This is a genomic window from Actinomadura sp. 9N215 (assembly GCF_044326345.1).
Lineage (GTDB): Bacteria > Actinomycetota > Actinomycetes > Streptosporangiales > Streptosporangiaceae > Spirillospora.
This window is the reverse complement of record NZ_JBIRBA010000019.1, coordinates 165,827-186,996: the sequence shown is the minus strand read 5'-3', so window position 1 is coordinate 186,996 and position 21,170 is coordinate 165,827. Positions and strand designations below refer to the sequence as shown.

Genomic DNA, 21,170 nt, shown 5'->3' with positions numbered 1-21,170 from the left:
CGAAACCTGCCTTCGGACGCGATCGCGACGGTTTTGGTTGTTGCGTGGTTGCGGCGGTGGTTGCGGTCAGCGCGACAGTGGGTGGGTGCCGGTTGGGGAAAAGGTGCGGCACGCTAACGCTCTCACCGGCGGTGAAGTGGTCACGGCGGTGTGCCCTTGACCCTGGGGAGCAGGCGGGGCGCGCAGTGGTCGGGTGCCTAGGCGGGGGTGTCGCGGAGGTGTTTGAGGGTGGTGATGTCTTTGGCGTGGGGTTCGGGGGCGCGGCCCGGGGTTTCTATGAGGAAGGGGATGTTCGCCACGGCGGGGTGGTGGAAGAGGTCGGCGAACGGTTGGTCGCCGATCTGGCCCGCGCCGATGTTCTCGTGGCGGTCCCGGCCTGAGGCGCAGGGGTCCTTGGAGTCATTGGCGTGGACGAGCTTCAGGCGGCCCTCGCCGACGGTGGCGATCAGCGCGTCGATGGTGTCCTTGACGCCGCCCGGGGCCGCCAGGTCGTGGCCGGCGGCGAAGGCGTGGCAGGTGTCGAAGCAGACGCCCAGCTTGGGGTGGTTTTCGAGCCGCTCGAAGAACGGGCCCAGGTCCTGGACCTTGGCGCAGAGCATGTGGTTCTGGCCGGCCATGGGCTCCAGGAGGAGGTCGGGGCCGTCGTCGGGGATCTCGTCCAGGAGGGGGAGGACGTGGTCGCGGACCTGCGCCATGGCCTCGTCGTAGGTCTGGGTGACCGCCGAGCCGGTGTGGACAACCACGCCCAGGGCGCCGATGGCGCGGCCGCGGGTGAGGGAGTGGCGGACGGTCGCGATCGACTTGGCCAGGGTCTCCTGGCTGGGGGAGCCGAAATTGACCAGGTACGGCGTGTGGACGTAGACGGGAATCCCGGCGGCGCGGAGCTTCTCGTCCTCGGCGGGCCTGCCCTCGGGGAGGGCCCAGCCGCGCGGGTTGGCGACGAAGACCTGCACGGCCTCGGCGCCGATCTCGGCGGCGTACTTCAGGCCGCCGGTGGCCAGGCCGCCGGCCACGGGGACGTGCGCCCCGACGGGGTTGTGAGATGTCATCGCCCGTTCAGCCTAGCCGGTCAGGGGCCCCGGACGAGGGTGACGGTGGAGCCGCGGCGGGCCTCGCCGCCGCTCGGCGACTGGAAGCGGACGACGTCGCCGCCGAGGCCCGTCACGTTGACCTTGAAGCCGGAGTCCTCCAGGGCGTCCTTGGCGTCGTCCACGTCGCTGCCGACCAGGTTCGGGACGGGGATGTTCTGGTTCCCCTCGCCCTCGTCGTCGCAGCCGATCTGGAACGGGCCCGCGTCGATGAGGCAGTCGCGCTGGTTGACGACGATCGTGACGTCGTCGCCGCGGGACACGCCGGTGCCCTCGTCCGGATTCTGCTCGACGACCGTGTTCGCGGGCTTGCCGTCGACCTTCTTCTTCTCGACCTTGACGTTCAGGCCCATCGAGCGCAGCTGGTTGGCGGCGGCGTCGCCGTTCTCGCCGATGAGGCCCGGCATCGACATGCCGCTGGAGACGATGACGCCGACGGGTTCGTCGGGGGACCGCCGTTCGCCCGCCTTGGGGTCGGTGCCGATGACCCGGTCCCTGGCGGTGGTCTGGGAGGGGGTGGTGCTCGTCCGGCCGACGGTGAAGCCCTCGTCCTGGAGGGTCTGTCTGGCCTCCTCCAGGGTCTTGCCTTCGACGTCGGGCACCTCCTTGGGCGTGATGCCCCTGGACGGCGTCAGCGTGACGGTGTCGCCCTTGGCGACGCGGGCTCCGGCGGGCGGGTCGGACTTGGCGACGCCGCCCTTGTGGACGCGGTCGTCGTAGACGGCCTTCGCGGTCCGCACGTCCAGGCCGGCGCTCTCCAGCCGGTCGCGGGCGTCGGCGACCTTCATCCCGACGATGGACGACGGGACGTGCTCGTACTGCCCCGACGTCTGGTACCAGACGGCCCAGCCGAGGATGATCGCCGCGATCACGCCGAGGGCGACGAGGACGTACCGGCCGGTCAGCGCGCCGATGGCGCGGTCGGCCTTCGTGCGCTCGGGCGCGTAGGCGGGCGGCAGGGTGGCCGCGTCGAGGACGGCGGTGCGCCCGCCGGCGGGCGGGCCCTCCGGAGCGCCGGCGGCGTTCTGCTCTTCGAGGCGGCGGTCGAAGTCGCGGGGGAGGCCGCCGAACACCTCGGCGACCTCGGCGAGGTACTGGTTCGCGTCCTGCGGGCGGCGCCGCGGGTCGTGGCTGGTCGCGTCGGTGACCAGCTCGTCGACGCGGAGCGGGACGCCGGGGACGGCGCTGGACGGCGGCGGCACCGTCTCGTTCACGTGCTTGTAGGCGACGGCGAGCGGCGTGTCGGCCTGGTGGGGGAGGCGGCCGGTGATGAGCTCGAACAGCATGACGCCGGCGGCGTACACGTCCGAGCGGACGTCGGAGTCGCCGGACATGACCTGCTCGGGCGCGAGGTAGCCGACCGTCCCGATGAGCACGCCGGTCTTGGTCATCTTGCTCGCGGTCTCGGCCCGGGCGAGGCCGAAGTCGGCGACCTTGACCTGGCCGTCCTCGGTGATCAGGACGTTCTCCGGCTTGACGTCGCGGTGCACGAGCCCGGCGCGGTGCGCGGCGCCGAGCGCGGCCAACACCGGCTGCATGATCTCCAGCGCGGCGCGGGGGCCGAGCCGGCCGAGGGAGGTGAGCGCGTCGCGGAGCGTGTGCCCGGCGACGTACTCCATCACCAGGAAGACGTGCTCGCCGTCGGTGCGCTGGTCGTAGACGGCGACGACGTTCGGGTGGGACAGGGCCGCCGCGGCCTTGGCCTCGCCGATGAAGCGGGCGACGAAGTCGTCGTCGGAGGCGAGCCCGGCGTGCATCACCTTGATCGCGACGACGCGGTCGAGCCTGATGTCGCGGGCGACGTAGACCGTGGCCATGCCGCCCCGGGCGACGCGGGACTCAATGCGGTAGCGCCCGTCGAGCACCCGCCCGACGAGGGGATCGGCAACCGTCGTGTCCATCGGTGCGAGTTTACGGGCGGAACGGCGAGGTCCTCATCAGTCGCGAGTATGAGCATCGATGAGCCCGGAGTGTGATTCCGCGGGGGCGGCGTCCTCCGGGACGGCGGGCGTCCGGCGGCGCGGCGACCTGGTGCTGCGGGACACGGCCACTCCGGTGAGGCAGAGCAGGCCGCCGGCGAGCGTGACCAGGCCGGGGACCTCGCCGAGGAACAGCCACGACATGAGCACGACGAGGGCGGGCGCGGCGTAGGTGGTGGCGCCCATCTTCCCCGCGGACGTCCGGGCGAGCGCGTATCCCCAGGTGGTGAACGCGATGGCGGTGGGGAAGACGCCCAGGTAGACCACGTTGAAGGTCGCGCCGGCGGGCGCGTCGGCGGCCTGGGAGACGAGCTGGCCGGAGAACGGCAGGCAGGCGAGCGCGCCGATCGCGCAGGTGAACGTCGTGAACTGCAGCGGCGAGGCGTGCCGCAGCGCGGGCTTCTGGCTGACGACGCCCGCCGCGTACGTGACGGCGGCCAGCAGGCAGAGCAGCACCCCGCCGACCGACGAGCTGCCCTCGCCGGACATCGAAAGACCGACGACGGCCGCGCCGCCGAACGACACGGCCATCCCGGCGAGCAGGCGGGGCGGGAGGCCCTCCTTCAGCAGCCAGCCGCCGAGGAGCGCGATCAGGATCGGCCCGATGTTGACGACGAGGGCGGCGGTGCCGGCGTCCACGAGCTGCTCGCCCCAGTTCAGAGCGACCATGTACGCGCCGAACCACAGGACGCCCGCGGTGACGATGCCCGGCCAGGCGGCCTTCGGCGGGAGCCCCTCGCGCCGGACGAGCCACAGCGCGCCGAGCACGACCGTCCCCGAGAGGAGGCGGCCGAGGGCGAGGGCGCCGGGGCTGTACTCGGCGCCCGCGCTGCGGATCGAGACGAACGCGGACGCCCAGAGCACCACCGTCACCATGGCGGCCGCCACGGCGAGCCTGTCGACGCGCGGGCCGCTGTCCTGCTGCATGTGACGCACCTTAGGTAGTGGACGCTTCCACGAACACCGAAGCGACGCCCAGGGTTGCGGCACGCCGGGCTTGGTGGACGTCCCTCAGTCTGCTGGCGCCGACATTTCAGGTCCAGCGAATATTTCTAAGGGTGGGCGTTTAGAGTTGCTACGACGTTCGATGGCGCTACGACGTCGCCAGGCCCTCGAAGGGGGAGGACGCCTGGGCGTAGCGGCGCTTCGGGATGCGTCCGGCGAGCCGGGCCAGCCGTCCGGCCTCCACCGCGTGCCGCATCGCCGCCGCCATCCGCGCCGGGTGCCGGGCGCGGGTCACGGCGGTCGCCAGCAGCACCGCGTCGCAGCCCAGCTCCATCGCCAGCGCGGCGTCGGACGCGGTGCCGAGCCCCGCGTCCAGGATGACCGGGACGCCCGCCCGCTCGACGATCAGCTCGATGTTGTGCGGGTTGCGGATCCCGAGGCCCGACCCGATCGGCGAGCCGAGCGGCATCACGGCCGCGCACCCGATCTGCTCCAGGCGGCGCGCCAGGACGGGGTCGTCGTTGGTGTACGGCAGGACGGCGAACCCGTCGTCGACGAGCTGCTCGGCGGCGTCGACGAGCTCGATCGGGTCGGGCAGCAGGGTGTGCTCGTCCGCGATCACTTCGAGCTTGACCCAGTGGGTGCCGAGCGCCTCGCGGGCCAGCTTGGCGGTGAGGACGGCCTCGCCCGCCGTGAAGCAGCCCGCCGTGTTCGGCAGCACGCGGATGCCGGATTCGGTCAGCACGTCCAGCACCGAGCCGCGGGCGGACGGGTCGACGCGCCGCATCGCGACCGTGGTCAGCTCCGTCCCGGACGCGGCCAGCGCCTCGCGCAGGACGTGCATGCTCGGCGCGCCGCCGGTCCCCATGATCAGCCGGGAGCCGAGCTCCTCGCCCGCGATGACCAGCGGCTCCGTCTCCACGGTGTCCTCCATGCCTCGTCAGCCTCCCTGGACGGCGGTCAGGACTTCCAGGCGGTCGGCGTCGCGCAGCGTCGTCGCCTCCCACGCCGAGCGCCGGACGACCTCGTCGTTCACCGCCGCCGCCACGCCGGACGCGGTCCCGGCGACGGACGCGATCACCTCGGCCACGCTCGCGCCGTCCGGCAGCTCGCGCGGCTCACCGTTGACGATCACCTTCATGAGTGCACCTCGGAGGAGAAGCGGCCTGGCGAAAACGGTTCGGCGACGTCGGGGACGGGGTCGTCCAGCAGCGTCGCTGACAGGATGTCGGCGCTGACGGGGGTGAGCAGAATGCCGTTGCGGAAGTGCCCGGTGCCGATGACGAGGCCGGGCAGCGCGGACGGCCCCATCACGGGCGCGTTGTCGGGCGAGCCGGGACGCAGGCCCGCCGACACCTCGGCGAACTCCAGCTCGGTCACGCCGGGCAGCAGCTCGCGGGCGTCGCGCAGCAGCTCCCACAGGCCGCCGGCCGTGACGCGCGTGTCGAAGCCCAGCTCCTCCTGGGTGGCGCCGACGACGATCTCGCCGTCCAGGCGCGGCACCAGGTAGACCGACGAGCCCTTCACCATCCCGCGCGTGGAGCGGCCGATGAACGGCGTCCTGGCGCGGAGCCTGATCACCTGCCCCTTGACCGGACGGACGGGTGGAACGGTCCCGGGTGGCAGGCCGTCGAGGTCGCCCGACCAGGGGCCCGCGGCCAGCAGGATCCGGTCGGCGCCGACGGTCGTCCCGTCGTCGAGCCGGACCCCGACCGCCGTGTCGCGCTCGACGACGATCCCCGCCGCCCGCCGCCGGACGAGCCGGACGCCGAGCTTCTCGCCCGCCGCGAGCAGCGCCGGAGTCAGCCGGCGCGGGTCGATCGAGCCGTCCTCGGGGGCGAGCAGGCCGCCGCGCACGCCCGGCGCGAGCATCGGCTCAAGGCGGCGGCACTCCCGGCCGGTCAGCGCCTCGACCGGGATGCCGAGGCTCTCCTGGAAGCGGCGCAGGTCGTCCAGGTACTTCAGGTCGTCGGCGTCGAACGCGACCTCGATGATCCCGTCGGTGCGGTAGCCGGTCTCCAGGCCGGTGAGCTCCTCCAGCTCGGCGACGAACGCGCCGTACCGGTCGCGGGACGCGAGGCCCAGCCGCAGCAGCGGCTCCTCGCCGTAGGTCAGCTCGCTGACCGGGGTGAGCATGCCCGCGGCGACCGCGGACGCGCCGCTCGCGGGCTCGGGATCGACCAGCGTGACGCCGGCGCCGCCCGCGGCGGCCCGCCAGGCGGTGGCCAGGCCGATGACCCCGGCGCCGATGATCACGATCTCCATGCGCGCTCCCTTCGCCGGCATGATCCGGATCAGGTCGTGGCGGTCGGCGGCCCGTTCCAGCCGCCCTCTCAGCCCGGTCGCACCGGACTCCCGCGCTTTGTGCTGTTTTGCCCGCTCTCCACCTTACGTCCCCGGGGGCGTGAGCACTGTCCGGACAAGCGTCCAGCGGGAAAGGCGGCCGTTTAGGGTGATTCTCATGGAGAGGGTCATCGTCGTGGGCGGCGGGCTGGCCGGCCTGCGCGCCGTGGAGTCGCTGCGGAGCAGGGGGTACGAGGGCGGGCTGACCCTCGTCTCGGCCGAACGGCATCCGCCCTACGACCGGCCGCCGCTGTCGAAGGCCGTCCTCGCGGGCGAGACGGACGACACCACGGTCGACGCCGACTGGGACGCGCTGGGCTGCGAACTGCTGCTCGGCGAGCGCGCCACCGGCCTCCGCCTGGACGCGCACGGTTTGGACGCGCACAGTTCGGACGCGCGCGGTGGCGTCGTCGCGTCCACGGCGGGCGACCTTCCGTTCGACGGGCTGGTCATCGCGACCGGGGCCGTCCCGATCACGCTTCCGGGGGACGGGCCCCAGCACGTCCTGCGCACCATCGAGGAGGCCCGCGACCTGCGGTCCCGGCTCACCGGAGGCGCCCGGATCGTCATCGTTGGCGCGGGCTGGATCGGCGCCGAGGTCGCGACCGCCGCCGCGAGGAGGGGCTGCGCCGTGACCGTCGTCGAGGCCGCGGACACGCCGCTCGCCGGCGCGCTCGGCCCCGAGGCCGGCGCGCTCACCGCGCCCTGGTACGCGGAGGCGGGCGTCGAGCTGCGCACCGGCGTCAAGGTCGCCGAGGTGCGGGACGGCGGTCTCGTCCTCGCCGGGGGCGGCCGGATCGACGCGGACGAGGTCGTCGTCGGCGTCGGTGTCCGTCCGGACCTGTCCTGGCTGGAGGGGTCCGGGTTGCTGCTGGAGCGGGGCGTGGTCACCGACGGGTCGTTCCGCGCGTACGCGGGGGCGGAGGAGCCCGGGTCCGCCCGCCCGGACGTCGTCGCCGTCGGCGACTGCGCCGCCTGGTGGTCGGCGCGGTACGGGCGGCGGCTCCTCGTCGAGCACTGGGACACCGCCCTCAACGCGCCCGACGTCGCCGCCGCGACGCTCCTCGGCCAGGACGCGGTGTACGACGCCGCCCCCTACTTCTGGTCCGAGCAGTTCGGACGCATGGTGCAGTACGCGGGGAGCCACGCGGCGTCCGACCGGATCGTCCAGCGCGGCGACCCGTCCGGCCGGAAGTGGACGGCCGTGTGGCTGACCGGCGACCGGCTCGACGCGGTCCTCGCCGTCGACCGGCCCCGCGATCTGGTGCAGGCGAGGCGCGCCATCGCGGCGGGCGCGCCCGTGGACGCCGAGGCGATCGCCGACCCCGACGTGCCCGTCCGCCAGGCCGTTCGCCGATAGCGAGCGCCGCCGGACGGTAACGGCTGTTCAGGGGGTTTGAGGGTTCCGAAGGCGTGGTAGCAAGGGGTCGTGACGCAGATGCACGCAACCGTTGACAGCGCACTGGACCCCCGGACCGACGCCCTCGCGGGCGAATGGCTCTCCCTCAAGGAGGCCGCCGGGCGACTCGGGATCAAGCCCAACCGGATCAAGCAGCTCATCAGCGAGCACCGCCTGCTCGCCGTGCGCCGGGAGGGCGAGCCCATGGTGCCCGCCGCGTTCATCAAGGACGGCCAGGTCATCAAGGGCCTGCCCGGCACGCTGACGCTCCTGTCGGACGCCGGGTACGACGACGTGGAGACCATCCGCTGGCTGTTCACCGCCGACGACACGCTGCCGGGAACGCCCGTGGACGCCCTCACCGAGAACCGGGGGACCGAGGTCCGCCGCCGCGCCCAGGCCCTGGCCTTCTAGGCCGTCCACCGGCTTCCGAAACGTCTGAATCTCCGAACGTCTGACACGATCGCGGGGTCGCCGCGCGACGGGACGAACCGCCGCGCGCGACCCCGCGAACCCATTCCGGAAGGACGTCGCCCAGCCGTGTCCAGGCATCTCCCCACCGATCGCGCCGTCGCGCTGCGCGCCAGGCTCGGCCGCGCCCGCCTCTACCTCTGCACCGACGCGAGAGAGCGGCAAGGGGACCTGCCGGACTTCCTGGACGCCGTGCTCGCCGGCGGCGTCGACCTCGTCCAGCTCCGCCAGAAGGGCCTGGAGGCCCGGCAGGAGATGGCCTACCTGGAGGTCTTCCGGGCGGCGTGCGAGCGGCACGGCGCGCTGCTCGCCGTCAACGACCGCGCGGACGTGGCGCACGCCGTCCGCGCCGACGTGCTGCACCTCGGGCAGGACGACCTGCCGGTGGACGCCGCCCGCGAGGTCGTCGGCGGCGACATGCTGATCGGCAGATCCACGCATTCGGACGCGCAGGCGTCGGCGGCCGCCGCCGAGCCGGGTGTCGACTACCTCTGCGCCGGCCCGGTCTGGCCGACCCCGACCAAGCCCGGACGTCCCGCGCCGGGCCCCGAGCTGCTGAAGTACGTCGCGGCGCGGCGCGTGGCGCGCCCGTGGTTCGCGATCGGCGGGATCGACCTCGGCAACCTCGGCGACGTGCTGGCCGCGGGCGCGACCCGCGTCGTGGTGGTGCGGGCGATCACCGAGGCGGACGACCCGGGCGCCGCCGCGGCCGAGTTCGCCCGCCGCCTCGCCGTTTGATCTTGCGGGGTTTGACCTGGATCACAGTGCGGCCTGGGGCCCGATCGCCCACAATGGGGATCATGAGCGTGGGACCCGACGACGACCGCCCGGTCGAGCTCGACGAGGACCTGGAGATCCTGCCGGACCAGACGTCCGACGACACCGACACCGGCTGGGGCGAGTGGCGCGGCGACGCCGACGACTCCCGGTACCTGGAGGACCGTCCGCCGCACTGGTGATCCTGAGATCGGCCGCCGCGTCGGCGGTTCAGAACGGCGGGCCCGTCCCGGACAGCATGCCCAGGACGAAGCCGGAGAGGACGACGGCCGCGAGCGCGACCATCATCCGCCACCGGTAGCGCGGGATCCGCGTCGGCCGCGGTTTCGGCATCGGTCCCTGCCCTTCGCGAAGCGCCCGGACGATCTGCGACGCGGTCGGCCGGGCGGCGGGGTTCTTGTCGAGGCAGCGGGCGGCGAGGTCGCGCATCGACCCGTCCAGGTCGCCGAGGTCGGGGCTGCGGGACGTGACCCGCCGCATCACGGCCGCGCTCGGCCCGGTGCCGAACGGCGGGCGTCCCGTCGCGGCGAACACCATCGTGGCGCCCCACGCGAACACGTCGGCGGGCGTCCCGACGGGCTCGTCCTCGATCTGCTCGGGCGCCATGTAGGCGGGCGTCCCGACCGGGCCGGTCGTCACCGGGGCCGCGTCGGGCCCGTCGAACGACAGGCGGGCGATGCCGAAGTCGATGACCTTGGCGCCGTCCGGGCCGAGCAGCACGTTGCCGGGCTTGAAGTCGCGGTGCACGATCCCGGCGCGGTGGATCGCGGCGAGCGCCGCCGCCGTCCGCAGCCCGAGCTTGCGGAGCTTCGGCGGGGGCAGCGGGCCGCGGTCCTCGACGACGTGCTGGAGCGCCGGGCCCTCGACGAACTCGCTGACGATGTACGGGCGGTCGCCGCTCATGTCGGCGTCCAGGACGCGGGCGGTGTGCCGTCCGGACACCCGCAGGGCCGCGTCCGCCTCCTTCACGAAGCGGCTGCGCGCCCGCTGCCCGGCCGCGACGCCGCCGCGCAGCAGCTTGACGGTGACGAACCCGCCGTCGCCGTCCCGGCCGAGGTAGACGACGCCCTGCCCGCCCTCGCCGAGCCGTTCGAGCAGCGTGTAGCCGCCGAGGCCGCGCGGGTCGTCGGGGCCGAGCGGGGTGCCCGGCCGCTTGCCGCGCGTCCGCGCGGCCTTGGAGCCGCCGTCGCGGCGGCCGGGATCACCCTGCCGATCGGGGCCGTTGCGATGGTCCGGGTCGGGGCCGCCCGACTGCCGGTCGGGGCCGGAGCGGGCCTGCGCCGAGCGGGACGGGACGGGCCTGCCCTTGGCCGGGCGGCCCGGCTTGCCGGCGTGGGCCTGCCCTGCCCGTCCGGGACGGGCGGCGGCGCTGCGCGCGGGATGGGGGTTCGTCCTCCCGCGGGAGGTGTCGTGCGGCACTGGAGGACTCCGACTCGGCGGGGACGGACGAAGAATTCCTCATTTGTACCGCGTGACCGGGCGGCCCGGCAGGGGAATCGCGATCTTCGTCGCCCGGTCTGGAACGTGCCCGCGGACGCTCACGTGCTCCGGGCGCGCTCACGTGCTCCGGGCGGTGGCCGCCACCGCGAGCCCGGCGAGCGCGTGGCGGGCCTCCGCGGCGATCGGCGCGGACCTGACGGCCCGCTCCGCCTCCCCGAGATAGCGCTCGATCATGGCCTCGCAGGCGGCGAGGCCGCCGGTCTCCTCGATGATCGTGCGCAGCTCGTCCACGCCGGGACGGTCGAGTCCTGCGTCGCCGAGCCGCCGCCGCAGCGCCGCGGCCTGCGCCGCGGAGGCACGTTCCACGGTGAGGGCGATCAGCACGGTCCGCTTGCCCTCGCGCAGGTCGTCGCCCGCCGGCTTGCCGGTCTCGCCCGGGTCGCCGAACACGCCGAGGACGTCGTCGCGGAGCTGGAACGCGATGCCGAGCGGCAGGCCGTAGCCGGCGAGGGCGGCGATCACGTCCGGGCGGGCCCCGGCGAGCGCCGCGCCCATGTGCAGCGGGCGCTCGATCGTGTACTTGGCGCTCTTGTACTCCACCACGCGCAGCGCCGTGGCGACGGACGCCTCGCCGCGCGCGCTCTCCAGCATGTCGAGGTACTGGCCGCACATGACCTCGGTGCGCATCAGGTCGTAGACCTCGCGGCCGCGGCGCCGGCGGTCGCCGTCCAGGCCGCAGGTCTCGAACATCTCGCCCGACCAGGCCAGGCACAGGTCGCCGAGCAGGATCGCGGCGCCCGCGCCGTAGCCCTCGGCGTCGCCCGGCCACGCCTGCGCGCCGTGCAGCGCCTCGAACCTGCGGTGGACGGACGGCTGCCCGCGCCGCGTGTCGCTGGAGTCCATCACGTCGTCGTGGATGAGCGCGCTCGCCTGGAGCAGTTCCAGGGACGCGGCGGCGCGCACGACGGCCTGGTCGTCCTCGTCGCCGCCCGCGGCGCGCCATCCCCAGTAGCAGAACGCGGGACGCAGCCGCTTGCCGCCGCTCAGCAGCGCCTCCAGGGCGGACAGCAGCGGCGCGAGGTCGTCGCTGATGGTCAGGAGGGGCGCGCGCTGCCGGTCGACGAAGGCCAGGAGCGCCTCGTCGACCTCCTTGCGGAGGCGGCTGGTCGACATGCCGTGATCGTATCCACCTGGGACGTTTCAACCGTTCGTCGAAAACGTGAGAAATCCATAGATCTTCAGAAATGTGGACATAACGTACGTGCGGTGTGCCGAGCATCACGCGTATCGGCGGGCCGGGACGCGTCGCGGCGCTTCTGTAGGCTTGGGGGATGCCACGCCTGCGCCCAGACCGTCCCCCCGCCGTCCGCGAGCTGCTGGCCTCCGGCGCCAGGTCCTTCTCGTTCGAGTTCTTCCCGCCCAAGACCGACAAGGGCGCGCGGAACCTGTGGCGCACCATCCGCGAGCTGGAGCCCCTGCACCCGACGTTCGTGTCCGTGACCTACGGCGCGGGCGGCGGCACCCGCGACAAGACCGTCGACATCGTCGAGCGCATCGCCACCGACACCACGCTCACGCCCGTCGCGCACTTCACCGCCGTGAACCACTCCCAGGCCGAGCTGCGCAACCTCATCGGCCGGTTCGCCGCCGCGGGCGTCCGCAACATCCTCGCCGTGCGCGGCGACCCGCCCGGCGACCCGATGGGGGAGTGGGTCAAGCACCCCGACGGCGTCGAGTACGCCGCCGACCTCGTCCGGATGATCCGCTCCTACGGCGACTTCAGCGTCGGCGTCGCCGCGTTCCCCTACAAGCACCCGCGCTCGCCCGACGTCGAGAGCGACACCCGCCACTTCGTCGAGAAGTGCCGCGCCGGGGCCGACTACGCGATCACCCAGATGTTCTTCCGTGCGGAGGACTACTTCCGCCTCCGCGACCGCGTCGCCGCCGCAGGATGCGACGTGCCGATCCTGCCCGGCATCATGCCCGTCACCCAGATCAGCACGATCGAGCGGTCCGAGCAGCTGTCGGGCGCGCCGTTCCCGCCCGAGGTCAAGGCCCGCTTCGACGCCGTCGCCGGCGACCCGGACGCCGTGCGCCGCCTCGGCATCGAGCACGCCGCCGCGCTCTGCCAGGAACTGCTCGACCAGGACGCGCCCGGCATTCACTTCATCACGTTCAACAAGTCCACCGCGACGCGCGAGGTCTACGGGCTGCTGGACGCCGGCGAGTACGGCGCCAGGGGCAGCGTCCCGCCCATGACCGCGTAGCGGGGGCCGCCGCCCGGGAACTCGAAGTCCGTCAGCAGATCGACCATGCCGACGGAGCGGTAGAGCGTCCTGGCCGGGGTGTCCGGCCGCCGGTCCAGCGTCGACAGCACCACGGTGCGCTCCTGCCTGCCCTCGCACAGCGCGTTCAGCAGCGCCCGGCCGAGGCCCCTGCCCTGCGACTCCGGATGGACGTGCAGCTCCGCGACCTCGAACGTGTCCTCCAGCCAGCCCTCCGCGTGCTCCGGCCCCTCCCGGTCGCTGAGCGCCTGGAAGACGACGTCGTGCCACCACTGGCCGCGCGCCCCATGGAACCCGTAGGCGAACCCCTGCACCGGCCCCGTCAGGACGGGAAGCGCCCCGCGCCGCTCGACCACGAACGCCCGGAACCCCGAATACGAGGCGTGCCGTTCCATGATGGTGTGGCGGCCTGGAAGCTGCTCGTTCGGCGGTTCCATGGCGGCCGCGTAGACGTCCAGCATGGGGCCGAGCCTGCGCAGGAACGCCCGCTCGTCGATCTCGCGCAGCTTCGGGTCCCTCACTCGACAGAGAGTAGACCGGGCGGTGCCCCGCCGTATGACGGAAAGCCGATCACATGCGCGGGGCGTCGCGCCAGGGCGTCAGCGGCCGTCGAGGGCCCGGCGCACGGACGCGTCGTCGCGCGCCACGACGGCGGTCTCGCCGTTCAGGACGATCGGCCGCTGGATCAGCACCGGGTTCGCCGCCATGAGCTCGATCCAGCGGGCCCGGTCGCGCGCCAGGTCCTTCAGGCCGAGCTCCTTCGCGACCGGCTCGTTCAGGCGCGCCACGTCCCACGGCTCCGCGCCGATCCGCTTCAGCACCGCGTCGAGCTCGTCCGCCGTGGGCGGGTCGTCCAGGTAGCGGCGCTCGGTGTACGCCACGCCCGCCTCGTCCAGCGCGGCCTTGGCGGCGCGGCTCTTGGAACAGCGCGGGTTGTGCCAGAGCTCCATGGTCATTCCACCTCCGCGGGGGTGCCCCCGGTGATCCTCAGCAGTTCCTCGTACGACGTGGGGAAGACGGTGTGCGGATGCCCGCCCGCCGCCCAGACCTCGTCGTACTTGTCCAGCCAGACGTCCACGAGCGTACGGATCGGCGCCGGGTGGCCCAGCGGCGCCACCCCGCCGATCGGCTGCCCGGTCGCCGCCCGGACGAACTCCGGCGACGCCCGCTTCACCTTCGCCGCGCCCACCAGCGCCGCGACCTTCGCCGTGTCGACCCGGTGCGCGCCGCTCGTCATCACCAGCAGCGGCGCCCCGTCCGCGTCGAACACCAGGCTGTTGGCGATCGCGCCCACCTCGCAGCCCAGCTGCTCCGCGGCCGCCTGCGCCGTCGGCGCCGACTCCGGCAGCTCCACGACGGACCCCGCCGCGCCCTGGTCGAGCAGCGCCTTTGCCACGATTTCGGTATTCGGATGCATGGGTAGCACTTTAAGGTGCAGGTCATGCGAGGGAGATCGATCGACGTGCGGAAGAGCGCGGTTTTGCTGACGGCAGCCGTTCTCCTGACGGCCTGCAACGGGACGGACAAGGCGGTCGCTCCGGCGGCGAAGCCGTCGGCCAAACCGACGACGCCCACGCCGACCCCCACGCCGACGCCCACGCGCCGCAAGCTGAAGCCAGGCGCGAAGGGCGACGACGTCAGGGCGCTCCAGCGCCGCCTCAAGGAACTGAGCTACGACCCAGGAAAGGTGGACGGGAAGTACGGGACGTCCACCCAGCTGGCCGTATGGGCGTTCCAGGCCGTCCACCGCATGAAGCAGAAGGGCACGCTCGGCACGTCGTTCTGGGAGGCTCTGGACAACCCCGAGCAGCCACGCCCGATGGCCAAGAAGCGCGAGAAGGACCGCGTCGACGTCGACCTGGAGCGCCAGTACCTCGTCCTCTACGAGGACGGCCGGCCGCGGCTCATCACGCACATCTCGTCGGGCTCCGGCGAGTACTACTGCGCCAAGGACCGCGGCGCCAAAGTCCCGCGCTGCCGCTACGCCACCACGGGCACGGGCGACTTCCGCACGGGACGCCGCGCCTCCGGCTGGGAGGTCTCGCCCCTGGGCCGCCTCTACAACCCGATCTACTTCAACGGCGGAATCGCCTTCCACGGCGCCCTGGACGTGCCCAGATACCCTGCCTCGCACGGCTGCGTCCGGCTGCCGATGCACATCGCCGAGTACTTCCCCGGACTCCTCGGAACGGACGTCCCCGTGCACGTCAGACGGCCCGGCTGAGACCCGTCGCACCCTGCTGTTCTCTTGCCGCTATGCCCGCTGACCTGCGGGATATGACACCCGTTCGAACACGTTGACGAATCGTCGGCAGGACGGTTTACTGGGTGGTGCGTCGAACTTATGTTCGACGTGGTGCGGGACTCGCGGCCCGTGCCAGGGCGACGTCCCCGCCGGGAGCGGTATTCCGGCGGGACGGACGGCCGGGCGGAGTGAGGGGAAGCTCTCCGCCCGGCCGGCCCGAGCCCGGAAGGAGGCAGAAATGTCCGGAACGATGACCGCACGCGGAATCCACTCCGCCGCCCAGTCCGTCCCGCCGCCGAGCCCGCGCCACCGTCCGATGCCCGCGCCCCGGCCGGCGCACACGGCCGTCGGCCAGATCCACGCCGCCCGCATGGGCCTCGCCGAGGCGGCCGAGGCGACCTCACCCGCCGTCCGCTACGTGTGCGCCCATCTGGCCGCGCTGCGCGCCGCCGCCGCGGTCCTGGCGTCCAAGGAACCCCTGGAGACCCATCGCCGCGGCCGTCCCCGCAGCGTCTGGGTCCTCCTCCCCGAGGCCGATCCGGCCCTGCGCGAATGGGCCGCCTTCTTCGCCGCCGGCGCCGACAAGCGCGCCGCCGCCGAGGCCGGCCTGCCCCGCGCCGTCACGCCGCGCGAGGCCGAGGAACTCCTGCACGACGCCGGGGTCTTCGTCTCCCTCGTCGAGGACACGCTGGGCGTCACCAGCCAGCCCACCCTGCCCATCCCCGAGGCCAGCTGACCCCCTCCCGAGGCGATCCCCCTCCCCGGGACCGCCTCCCCGGTGGCCGGGGCCGCCGAGTACGGCCGCCCCGGCCGCCGCCAACCCCGGGTCGATCGCGCCGGCGGCGGCCGCGACCCCCCGAGCCGGCCCCGCCGGCGCGATCCCACCGCCCTGCCCGGGCCTCTCATCTGCTTCGCCCGCCCCCATTGGTGCCGGGGGTGGGCTTTCGCGCGTCCGGCTGGTATCAGGGGGGTGGGCGACGCCCACCGGAACCGGGTGTCGTATTCATAGAATCTGCCGACATCCAGGGAGTCGCCGTGCCCGACCGAGATGCCCTCTACATCGATGGCGAGTGGACGAGCCCGAGCGGCCGCGGGGTCATCGCCGTCGAGAATCCCGCGACCGAGGAGACGCTCGGGACGGTGCCGGAGGGGACGCCGGACGACGTCGACCGGGCCGTGCGGGCGGCGCGGGACGCGCTGGCGGCGTGGTCGGCGACGTCCTACGAGGAGCGTTCGGAGTACCTCCGGCGGCTGCACGACGCGCTGGCCGCCCGCGAAGACGAGATCGCGCGGACGATCGCGGGCGAGGTCGGCACGCCGATGCGGATCGCGACCCGGATCCAGGCGCGGCTGCCGCAGCTGGTCGTCGCCGGGTACGCGGAGCTGATCGCCGCCGGCGTGCCGGAGGAGCGCGTCGGGAACTCGCTGGTGGTGCGGGAGCCCGCCGGGGTCGTCGGCGCGATCACGCCGTGGAACTATCCGCTGCACCAGATCACCTGCAAGCTCGCCCCGGCGCTCGCGGCCGGCTGCACGATCGTGATCAAGCCGAGCGAGGTCGCGCCGCTGGTCTCGTACCTGCTGCTGGACGCCGTCCACGAGGCGGGGCTGCCCGCGGGCGTCGTCAACCTCGTCCCGGGGTACGGGCCGGGCGCCGGGGAGGCGCTCGCGGCCCATCCGGAGGTCGACATGGTGTCGTTCACGGGGTCGGTGCGGGCCGGGTCGCGCGTCGCGGAGCTCGCCGCCGGGACGATCAAGAAGGTGGCGCTGGAGCTGGGCGGAAAGTCCGCGAACGTGATCCTGGACGGCGCCGACGTGAAGACCGCGGTGAAGGTCGGCGTGGCCAACGCGTACCTGAACGGCGGCCAGACGTGCACGGCCTGGACGCGGATGCTCGTCCACCAGGATCTGTACGCGGAGGCGCTGGAGCTGGCCAAGGGGTTCGCCGAGGGGTTCGCGCCCGGGGATCCGCTCGACCCGTCCACGAAGCTGGGCCCGATGGTGTCCAGGACGCAGCTGGAGCGGGTGCGCGGCTTCATCGACACGGGCGTGTCCGAGGGGGCACGCGTCCTCACGGGTGGGAGCGGTGCGCCGGACGGGTTCGACCGCGGGCACTACGTCGCGGCCACCGTCCTGGCCGACGTCGACCAGGACGCGACGGTCGCGCAGGAGGAGATCTTCGGGCCGGTGCTGTCGGTCATCCCGTTCCGCGACGAGGACGAGGCGCTCCAGATCGCGAACAACTCCCGCTACGGTCTCGCGGGGGGTGTGTGGGCGGCGGAGCAGGATCGGGCGCTCGCGTTCGCCCGCCAGGTCAGGACGGGTTCCATCGACGTCAACGGCGGCGCGTACAACCCGATGGCGCCGTTCGGCGGGTACAAGCAGTCCGGGCTCGGCCGCGAGATGGGCCGGTTCGGCCTGGACGAGTTCCTGGAGACCAAGTCCATCCAGCTCTGATCCCCGCTGAGGAGAACCGCTCATGGTCAAGGCCGTCGTCGTCAAGGCCGTCGTCGCCGTCGAGCCGGACGCGCCGCCGCGGGTCCGTGAGATCGAGCTGCCCCCGGTCGGCCCGGGGGACGTGCGGGTCCGGGTGGCGGCGGCCGGGGTGTGCCACTCCGACCTGTCGATGATCAACGGGACGCTCGCGCCGCGGTTTCCGCTCGTCCTCGGCCACGAGGCCGCGGGGACGGTCGCGGAGGTCGGCGCGGACGTGGCGAAGGTGCGTCCCGGCGACCGGGTCGTCCTGAACTGGGCGGCCGCGTGCGGCGAGTGCTGGTTCTGCGGTCAGGACGAGCCGTGGCTGTGCAGCGCCGTGGAAGGGGCCGTGAGCCCTCTGTCCGGGGCGACGCTGGACGGTGAGGACATGTACGCCTGCATGGGCGTCGGTGGTTTCGCCGAAGAGCTGGTCGTGCCGGAACGTTCTGTTGTGCCTTTGCCTGCGTCCGCTCCGCTCGACCTGGGGGCGCTGCTGGGCTGCGCTGTGCTGACGGGTATCGGCGCCGTCCGCAACACCGCGCAGGTCCGCGAAGGGCAATCGGTGCTCGTCATCGGTCTCGGCGGTATCGGACTGTCGGTCGTCATGGGCGCCCGTCTGGCCGGGGCCGGAACCATCATCGCCGTCGACCGGGGCACGGAGAAGCAGGCGCTCGCTGAGGCGGCGGGCGCCACGCACTATCTGGAAGGCGACCCCAAGCTGTCCAAACAGGTCCGTGCCCTGACGGAAGGACGCGGCGCCGACCACGCCTTCGAGTGCGTCGGCAAGGCGGACCTGATCCGGACGGCCTGGCAGTCGGTGCGCCGCGGCGGGCAGTGCACCGTCGTCGGCGTCGGGGCCCGCGACGACGCGGTCACGTTCAACGCGTTGGAGCTGTTCCACTTCAACCGGCGGCTGACCAGTTCGGTGTACGGGTCGTCCGATCCCGACAGGGACGTCCCAGGGCTCGCCGAGGAGATCGAGGCGGGACGGCTCGACCTGTCCACGCTGGTCACCCACCGCATCGGCCTGGACGGCGTCGCCGCCGCGTTCGACCGGATGCGGGCCGGGCACGGCGCGCGTTCCCTCATCGAGATCGCCCGATGACCATGGAGCTCGCTCGATGCATCGTGATCGCCCCATGCATCGGGATCGTCCGATGAGCGAGGCGCCGCCCCTCGCCGGTCTGCGCGTGGTCGAGCTGTCCAGCTTCGTCGCCGCGCCGCTGGGCGGGATGACCCTCGCCCAGCTCGGCGCGGACGTGATCCGCGTCGACCCGGTGGGCGGCGGCCCCGACATCGACCGCTGGCCGCTCGCCCCGTCCGGCCGCAGCCTCTACTGGGCGGGCCTGAACAAGGGCAAGCGATCGGTGACGGTCGACCTTCGCTCGCCGGAGGGACGGGACCTGGTCGCCGGCCTCGTCAAGGAGTGCGGTGTCGTCCTGACCAACGCGCCGCCGCGTGATGGCCTGACGTACGAGGCCCTGCGGGAGGCGCGCCCAGACCTGATCCACGTCCAGTTGCAGGGACGCCGGGACGGCGGCAACGCAGTCGACTACACGGTGAACGCCGCCATGGGGTTCCCGTCGGTCACGGGCCCGTCCGACCAGGCGACCCCGGTGAATCATGCGCTTCCCGTCTGGGACGTCGCGTGCGGCCTCTACCTGGCGATCGGCCTATTGGCCGCCGAACGGCACCGTCTGCGCACGGGCGAGGGCCAGCGAATCCGTGTCGCGTTGCAAGACGTCGCCCTGGCCACGGCAGGAAACCTGGGCTATCTCGCTGAGGCTCAGTTCGGCGAGGCGCGCCCGCGCCTCGGCAACAGCGTCTTCGGGGATTTCGGACGCGACTTCGCCACCGCCGACGGCCGCGTCATGGTCGTCACGCTCACGCCCCGGCACTGGCGCGACCTGGTGGAGGCGACCGGCCTCGGCGAGGTGACCGCGGCCCTGGAGCGCGCCCTCGACGCTGACTTCCGCCGCGCCGGAGACCGCTACGCCTACCGGGAGGCGCTCGGCGGCGTCCTCGCGCCCTGGTTCGCGTCCCGCACGTGCGAGCAGGTCGAGGACGGGTTGACCGGCGCGTCCGTCCTGTGGTCCCGCTATCGCGGCTTCGCGGAGATCGCCCGGGACCTGCGCGCCGAGCCCCTCATGGCCCGCCTCGACCAGCCGGGCGTCGGCCCCCACCTGGCGCCAGGATCCCCGCTGCGGCTCGGTGAGACGTCCCCGGACCCCTGCCCCGCCCCGACCCTGGGCGGCCACACGGACGAGGTCCTCAGGGACGTCCTGTCCCTGCCGCCGGATCAGATCAAGGAACTGCGCGCACAGGGGCGGATCGGGAGTTTGTGACAGGCGCATGGGTGGAAATCCTTCAAGGAGCCCATCCGAAATGTGGCATTTCGTCCCAGCCGTCGAGCCGTGCCCGCCGCCCGGCGGCCCGGCCGCGGTGCCGCGCCCCCGACCGAAGGGATCCCCTCGATGGCCCTCGACGCCGGCCTGGACGCGTCCGCGACGACCCCCATCCCGCACCCGCTGGACAGCGACGCCGACGGCGTCAACCGCCCCGGCCTGCACAAGAACGCGCGGTACCACGAGATCCGCGAGACCGGCACCGGCGTCGCCGAGGTGCGGCGGCACGACGGGACGGCCGCCAAGCTCGTCACCCGCTACCACGACGTCGAGCAGGTGCTGCGCAACCAGGAGGTCTTCTCCCGGGAGGCCGCGCTCGACGCCGACGCCGTCGACCTCGAAGGGACCATGCTCGGCCTGGACCTGGACGAGCACGCCGACGTCCGCGGCGCCGTCAAGGACTGGTTCTCGCCGCAGGCCACCGCGCGCTTGCGCCGCAAAGCCGAGGAACGCGCCGCCGAGCAGCTGCGGACGATGCTCGCGGGCGCCGAGCCGGCCGACCTCGTCACCGCGTTCGCGCTGCCGTTCGCCCTCGACCTGATCTGCGACATGATGGGCCTGCCGCAGGACGGCCGGCTCCGGTTCCGGGGATGGGGCGACGCCTTCTTCGGCACCAGCGCGCAGACCCGCGTCGACGCGGAGGAAGCCCAGGTGGCGATGGTCACCTACCTCGCCGGCATGATCGAGGCGCGCCGCCAGAGCACCGCGGACGATCTGCTCACCCAGGTCGCCGTCGGCGCCGCCGGGCTGCCCTTCGACCGCCAGGTCAAGCTGGCGATGACGCTCGTGCTGGGCGGGTGGGACACCGTGGCCAGCAGCATCGGCACGCAGATCCACGTCCTGCTCAGCCATCCGTACGAGGATCACGAGACCGCCTACGGGTACCTCACGGCCCACCCCGAGGCCGTTCCCGGCGCCGTCACCGAGCTGGAGCGCCTGTTCTCCACGTCCGCCGCGGACGACATGCCGCGCCGGGTCGTCCGGGAGGTGACGCTGCCCAGCGGCGCGTCGCTCCGGCCGGGTGAACTGGTCATCCCGTCCCACGACGCCGCGAACTGCGACCCGCGCGTGTTCGACGACCCGCACCGCATGGACTTCGCCCGGACGCCGAACCGGCACCTGTCCTTCGGGTACGGCGCGCACCACTGCATCGGGCGCCATCTCGGGCACATGGAGGTGGTGACGGCCGTAGCGCTGCTCACCCGCGAGCTGCCGTCCCTGCGCCTCGCGGTGCCGTCGGACGAGATCACGCGCAAGCCCGGTCACGCCATCAACGGCCCCGCGGCCCTGCCCGTCGCCTGGAGCCCGTCCAAGAACTGAT

General features: G+C 73.2%; 22 protein-coding genes and 1 riboswitch. Of the genes, 11 read left to right on the top strand and 11 right to left on the bottom strand.

What is annotated here, in order from left to right; translation table 11 throughout:
• Window positions 1–197 precede the first annotated feature (197 nt).
• From ACH34T_RS28780 to thiO, 6 genes are all read right to left on the bottom strand, one after another.
• Entirely contained in the window at window positions 198–1,049 is an 852-nt protein-coding gene (locus ACH34T_RS28780; RefSeq protein ID WP_396024052.1) for a deoxyribonuclease IV, read from the bottom strand.
• Window positions 1,050–1,069: 20 nt separating this feature from the next.
• Window positions 1,070–2,989, bottom strand: coding sequence for a Stk1 family PASTA domain-containing Ser/Thr kinase (pknB, locus tag ACH34T_RS28775; RefSeq protein ID WP_396024051.1), 1,920 nt, complete (start codon window positions 2,987–2,989; stop codon window positions 1,070–1,072).
• Window positions 2,990–3,025: 36 nt separating this feature from the next.
• Window positions 3,026–3,994, bottom strand: a complete 969-nt coding sequence (locus ACH34T_RS28770) for a DMT family transporter (RefSeq protein WP_396024050.1) — start codon at window positions 3,992–3,994, stop codon at window positions 3,026–3,028.
• A gap of 166 nt (window positions 3,995–4,160) precedes the next feature.
• Window positions 4,161–4,946 carry a thiazole synthase gene (locus ACH34T_RS28765; protein WP_396024049.1) on the bottom strand — a complete coding sequence of 262 codons (786 nt, stop codon included), beginning with the start codon at window positions 4,944–4,946 and terminating at the stop codon, window positions 4,161–4,163.
• Between the two features lie 6 nt (window positions 4,947–4,952).
• Window positions 4,953–5,153: a sulfur carrier protein ThiS gene (gene thiS, locus ACH34T_RS28760; RefSeq protein WP_396024048.1), complete on the bottom strand. Its 201-nt coding sequence runs from the start codon at window positions 5,151–5,153 to the stop codon at window positions 4,953–4,955.
• The gene (thiO, locus tag ACH34T_RS28755; RefSeq protein WP_396024047.1) at window positions 5,150–6,277 is read right to left on the bottom strand and encodes a glycine oxidase ThiO; all 1,128 of its coding nucleotides are present in this window, start codon (window positions 6,275–6,277) and stop codon (window positions 5,150–5,152) included. The genes thiS and thiO overlap by 4 nt, the downstream gene beginning before the upstream one ends.
• Window positions 6,267–6,381, bottom strand: a riboswitch (TPP riboswitch). It overlaps the preceding gene by 11 nt.
• A 92-nt stretch (window positions 6,382–6,473) precedes the next feature.
• Here thiO and ACH34T_RS28750 point away from each other — a divergent pair.
• The 4 genes from ACH34T_RS28750 to ACH34T_RS28735 all read left to right on the top strand — a co-directional run bounded on the left by ACH34T_RS28750 (window position 6,474) and on the right by ACH34T_RS28735 (window position 9,184).
• Window positions 6,474–7,715, top strand: a complete 1,242-nt coding sequence (locus ACH34T_RS28750; RefSeq protein ID WP_396024046.1) for an NAD(P)/FAD-dependent oxidoreductase — start codon at window positions 6,474–6,476, stop codon at window positions 7,713–7,715.
• Window positions 7,716–7,793: 78 nt separating this feature from the next.
• Entirely contained in the window at window positions 7,794–8,168 is a 375-nt protein-coding gene (locus ACH34T_RS28745) for an Rv2175c family DNA-binding protein (protein WP_396024045.1), read from the top strand.
• Between the two features lie 126 nt (window positions 8,169–8,294).
• Window positions 8,295–8,963: a thiamine phosphate synthase gene (thiE, locus tag ACH34T_RS28740; RefSeq protein WP_396024044.1), complete on the top strand. Its 669-nt coding sequence runs from the start codon at window positions 8,295–8,297 to the stop codon at window positions 8,961–8,963.
• A gap of 62 nt (window positions 8,964–9,025) precedes the next feature.
• Complete coding sequence (locus ACH34T_RS28735; RefSeq protein ID WP_396024043.1) at window positions 9,026–9,184, top strand: hypothetical protein; 159 nt, start codon at window positions 9,026–9,028, stop codon at window positions 9,182–9,184.
• Window positions 9,185–9,212: 28 nt separating this feature from the next.
• Here ACH34T_RS28735 and ACH34T_RS28730 read toward each other — a convergent pair whose 3' ends face one another.
• Together ACH34T_RS28730 and ACH34T_RS28725 are read right to left on the bottom strand one after the other, a co-directional pair.
• On the bottom strand, window positions 9,213–10,421 hold the full coding sequence (locus tag ACH34T_RS28730) for a serine/threonine-protein kinase (RefSeq protein WP_396024042.1): 1,209 nt from the start codon (window positions 10,419–10,421) through the stop codon (window positions 9,213–9,215).
• Between the two features lie 138 nt (window positions 10,422–10,559).
• A complete protein-coding gene (locus tag ACH34T_RS28725) occupies window positions 10,560–11,615 on the bottom strand; it encodes a polyprenyl synthetase family protein (RefSeq protein WP_396024041.1) in 1,056 nt (351 codons plus the stop codon).
• Between the two features lie 158 nt (window positions 11,616–11,773).
• Here ACH34T_RS28725 and metF point away from each other — a divergent pair, with 158 nt between their 5' ends.
• On the top strand, window positions 11,774–12,709 hold the full coding sequence (gene metF, locus ACH34T_RS28720; protein ID WP_396024040.1) for a methylenetetrahydrofolate reductase [NAD(P)H]: 936 nt from the start codon (window positions 11,774–11,776) through the stop codon (window positions 12,707–12,709).
• Here metF and ACH34T_RS28715 read toward each other — a convergent pair.
• The 3 genes from ACH34T_RS28715 to ACH34T_RS28705 form a co-directional block, all read right to left on the bottom strand.
• Window positions 12,646–13,248 carry a GNAT family N-acetyltransferase gene (locus ACH34T_RS28715; RefSeq protein WP_396024039.1) on the bottom strand — a complete coding sequence of 201 codons (603 nt, stop codon included), beginning with the start codon at window positions 13,246–13,248 and terminating at the stop codon, window positions 12,646–12,648. The two genes, metF and ACH34T_RS28715, sit on opposite strands and share 64 nt — an antisense overlap.
• Before the next feature lie 78 nt (window positions 13,249–13,326).
• Window positions 13,327–13,683: an arsenate reductase family protein gene (locus ACH34T_RS28710; RefSeq protein ID WP_396024038.1), complete on the bottom strand. Its 357-nt coding sequence runs from the start codon at window positions 13,681–13,683 to the stop codon at window positions 13,327–13,329.
• Entirely contained in the window at window positions 13,680–14,144 is a 465-nt protein-coding gene (locus tag ACH34T_RS28705; protein WP_396024037.1) for a YbaK/EbsC family protein, read from the bottom strand. Before ACH34T_RS28705 ends, ACH34T_RS28710 begins: the two co-directional genes overlap by 4 nt.
• Before the next feature lie 24 nt (window positions 14,145–14,168).
• Here ACH34T_RS28705 and ACH34T_RS28700 point away from each other — a divergent pair, with 24 nt between their 5' ends.
• The 6 genes from ACH34T_RS28700 (at window position 14,169) to ACH34T_RS28675 (ending at window position 21,169) form a co-directional block, all read left to right on the top strand.
• Window positions 14,169–14,951, top strand: a complete 783-nt coding sequence (locus tag ACH34T_RS28700; protein ID WP_396024036.1) for a peptidoglycan-binding protein — start codon at window positions 14,169–14,171, stop codon at window positions 14,949–14,951.
• Between the two features lie 259 nt (window positions 14,952–15,210).
• The gene (locus ACH34T_RS28695) at window positions 15,211–15,708 is read left to right on the top strand and encodes an SAV_6107 family HEPN domain-containing protein (protein WP_396024035.1); all 498 of its coding nucleotides are present in this window, start codon (window positions 15,211–15,213) and stop codon (window positions 15,706–15,708) included.
• Between the two features lie 299 nt (window positions 15,709–16,007).
• On the top strand, window positions 16,008–17,426 hold the full coding sequence (locus tag ACH34T_RS28690; RefSeq protein WP_396024034.1) for an aldehyde dehydrogenase family protein: 1,419 nt from the start codon (window positions 16,008–16,010) through the stop codon (window positions 17,424–17,426).
• Window positions 17,427–17,448: 22 nt separating this feature from the next.
• Window positions 17,449–18,549, top strand: coding sequence for a Zn-dependent alcohol dehydrogenase (locus tag ACH34T_RS28685; RefSeq protein WP_396024033.1), 1,101 nt, complete (start codon window positions 17,449–17,451; stop codon window positions 18,547–18,549).
• A 52-nt stretch (window positions 18,550–18,601) separates the two neighbouring features.
• Window positions 18,602–19,789: a CoA transferase gene (locus ACH34T_RS28680; protein WP_396024032.1), complete on the top strand. Its 1,188-nt coding sequence runs from the start codon at window positions 18,602–18,604 to the stop codon at window positions 19,787–19,789.
• A 129-nt stretch (window positions 19,790–19,918) separates the two neighbouring features.
• Complete coding sequence (locus ACH34T_RS28675) at window positions 19,919–21,169, top strand: cytochrome P450 (protein WP_396024031.1); 1,251 nt, start codon at window positions 19,919–19,921, stop codon at window positions 21,167–21,169.
• Window position 21,170: the final 1 nt, after the last annotated feature.

Coding starts and splice junctions, on each gene's coding strand:
- ACH34T_RS28780 (WP_396024052.1), bottom strand. CDS start 1,049: ATGACATCTCACAACCCCGTCGGGGCGCACGTCCCCGTGGCCGGCGGC.
- pknB (WP_396024051.1), bottom strand. CDS start 2,989: ATGGACACGACGGTTGCCGATCCCCTCGTCGGGCGGGTGCTCGACGGG.
- ACH34T_RS28770 (WP_396024050.1), bottom strand. CDS start 3,994: ATGCAGCAGGACAGCGGCCCGCGCGTCGACAGGCTCGCCGTGGCGGCC.
- ACH34T_RS28765 (WP_396024049.1), bottom strand. CDS start 4,946: ATGGAGGACACCGTGGAGACGGAGCCGCTGGTCATCGCGGGCGAGGAG.
- thiS (WP_396024048.1), bottom strand. CDS start 5,153: ATGAAGGTGATCGTCAACGGTGAGCCGCGCGAGCTGCCGGACGGCGCG.
- thiO (WP_396024047.1), bottom strand. CDS start 6,277: ATGGAGATCGTGATCATCGGCGCCGGGGTCATCGGCCTGGCCACCGCC.
- ACH34T_RS28750 (WP_396024046.1), top strand. CDS start 6,474: ATGGAGAGGGTCATCGTCGTGGGCGGCGGGCTGGCCGGCCTGCGCGCC.
- ACH34T_RS28745 (WP_396024045.1), top strand. CDS start 7,794: ATGCACGCAACCGTTGACAGCGCACTGGACCCCCGGACCGACGCCCTC.
- ACH34T_RS28735 (WP_396024043.1), top strand. CDS start 9,026: ATGAGCGTGGGACCCGACGACGACCGCCCGGTCGAGCTCGACGAGGAC.
- ACH34T_RS28725 (WP_396024041.1), bottom strand. CDS start 11,615: ATGTCGACCAGCCGCCTCCGCAAGGAGGTCGACGAGGCGCTCCTGGCC.
- metF (WP_396024040.1), top strand. CDS start 11,774: ATGCCACGCCTGCGCCCAGACCGTCCCCCCGCCGTCCGCGAGCTGCTG.
- ACH34T_RS28710 (WP_396024038.1), bottom strand. CDS start 13,683: ATGACCATGGAGCTCTGGCACAACCCGCGCTGTTCCAAGAGCCGCGCC.
- ACH34T_RS28705 (WP_396024037.1), bottom strand. CDS start 14,144: ATGCATCCGAATACCGAAATCGTGGCAAAGGCGCTGCTCGACCAGGGC.
- ACH34T_RS28700 (WP_396024036.1), top strand. CDS start 14,169: ATGCGAGGGAGATCGATCGACGTGCGGAAGAGCGCGGTTTTGCTGACG.
- ACH34T_RS28695 (WP_396024035.1), top strand. CDS start 15,211: ATGTCCGGAACGATGACCGCACGCGGAATCCACTCCGCCGCCCAGTCC.
- ACH34T_RS28685 (WP_396024033.1), top strand. CDS start 17,449: ATGGTCAAGGCCGTCGTCGTCAAGGCCGTCGTCGCCGTCGAGCCGGAC.
- ACH34T_RS28680 (WP_396024032.1), top strand. CDS start 18,602: ATGAGCGAGGCGCCGCCCCTCGCCGGTCTGCGCGTGGTCGAGCTGTCC.
- ACH34T_RS28675 (WP_396024031.1), top strand. CDS start 19,919: ATGGCCCTCGACGCCGGCCTGGACGCGTCCGCGACGACCCCCATCCCG.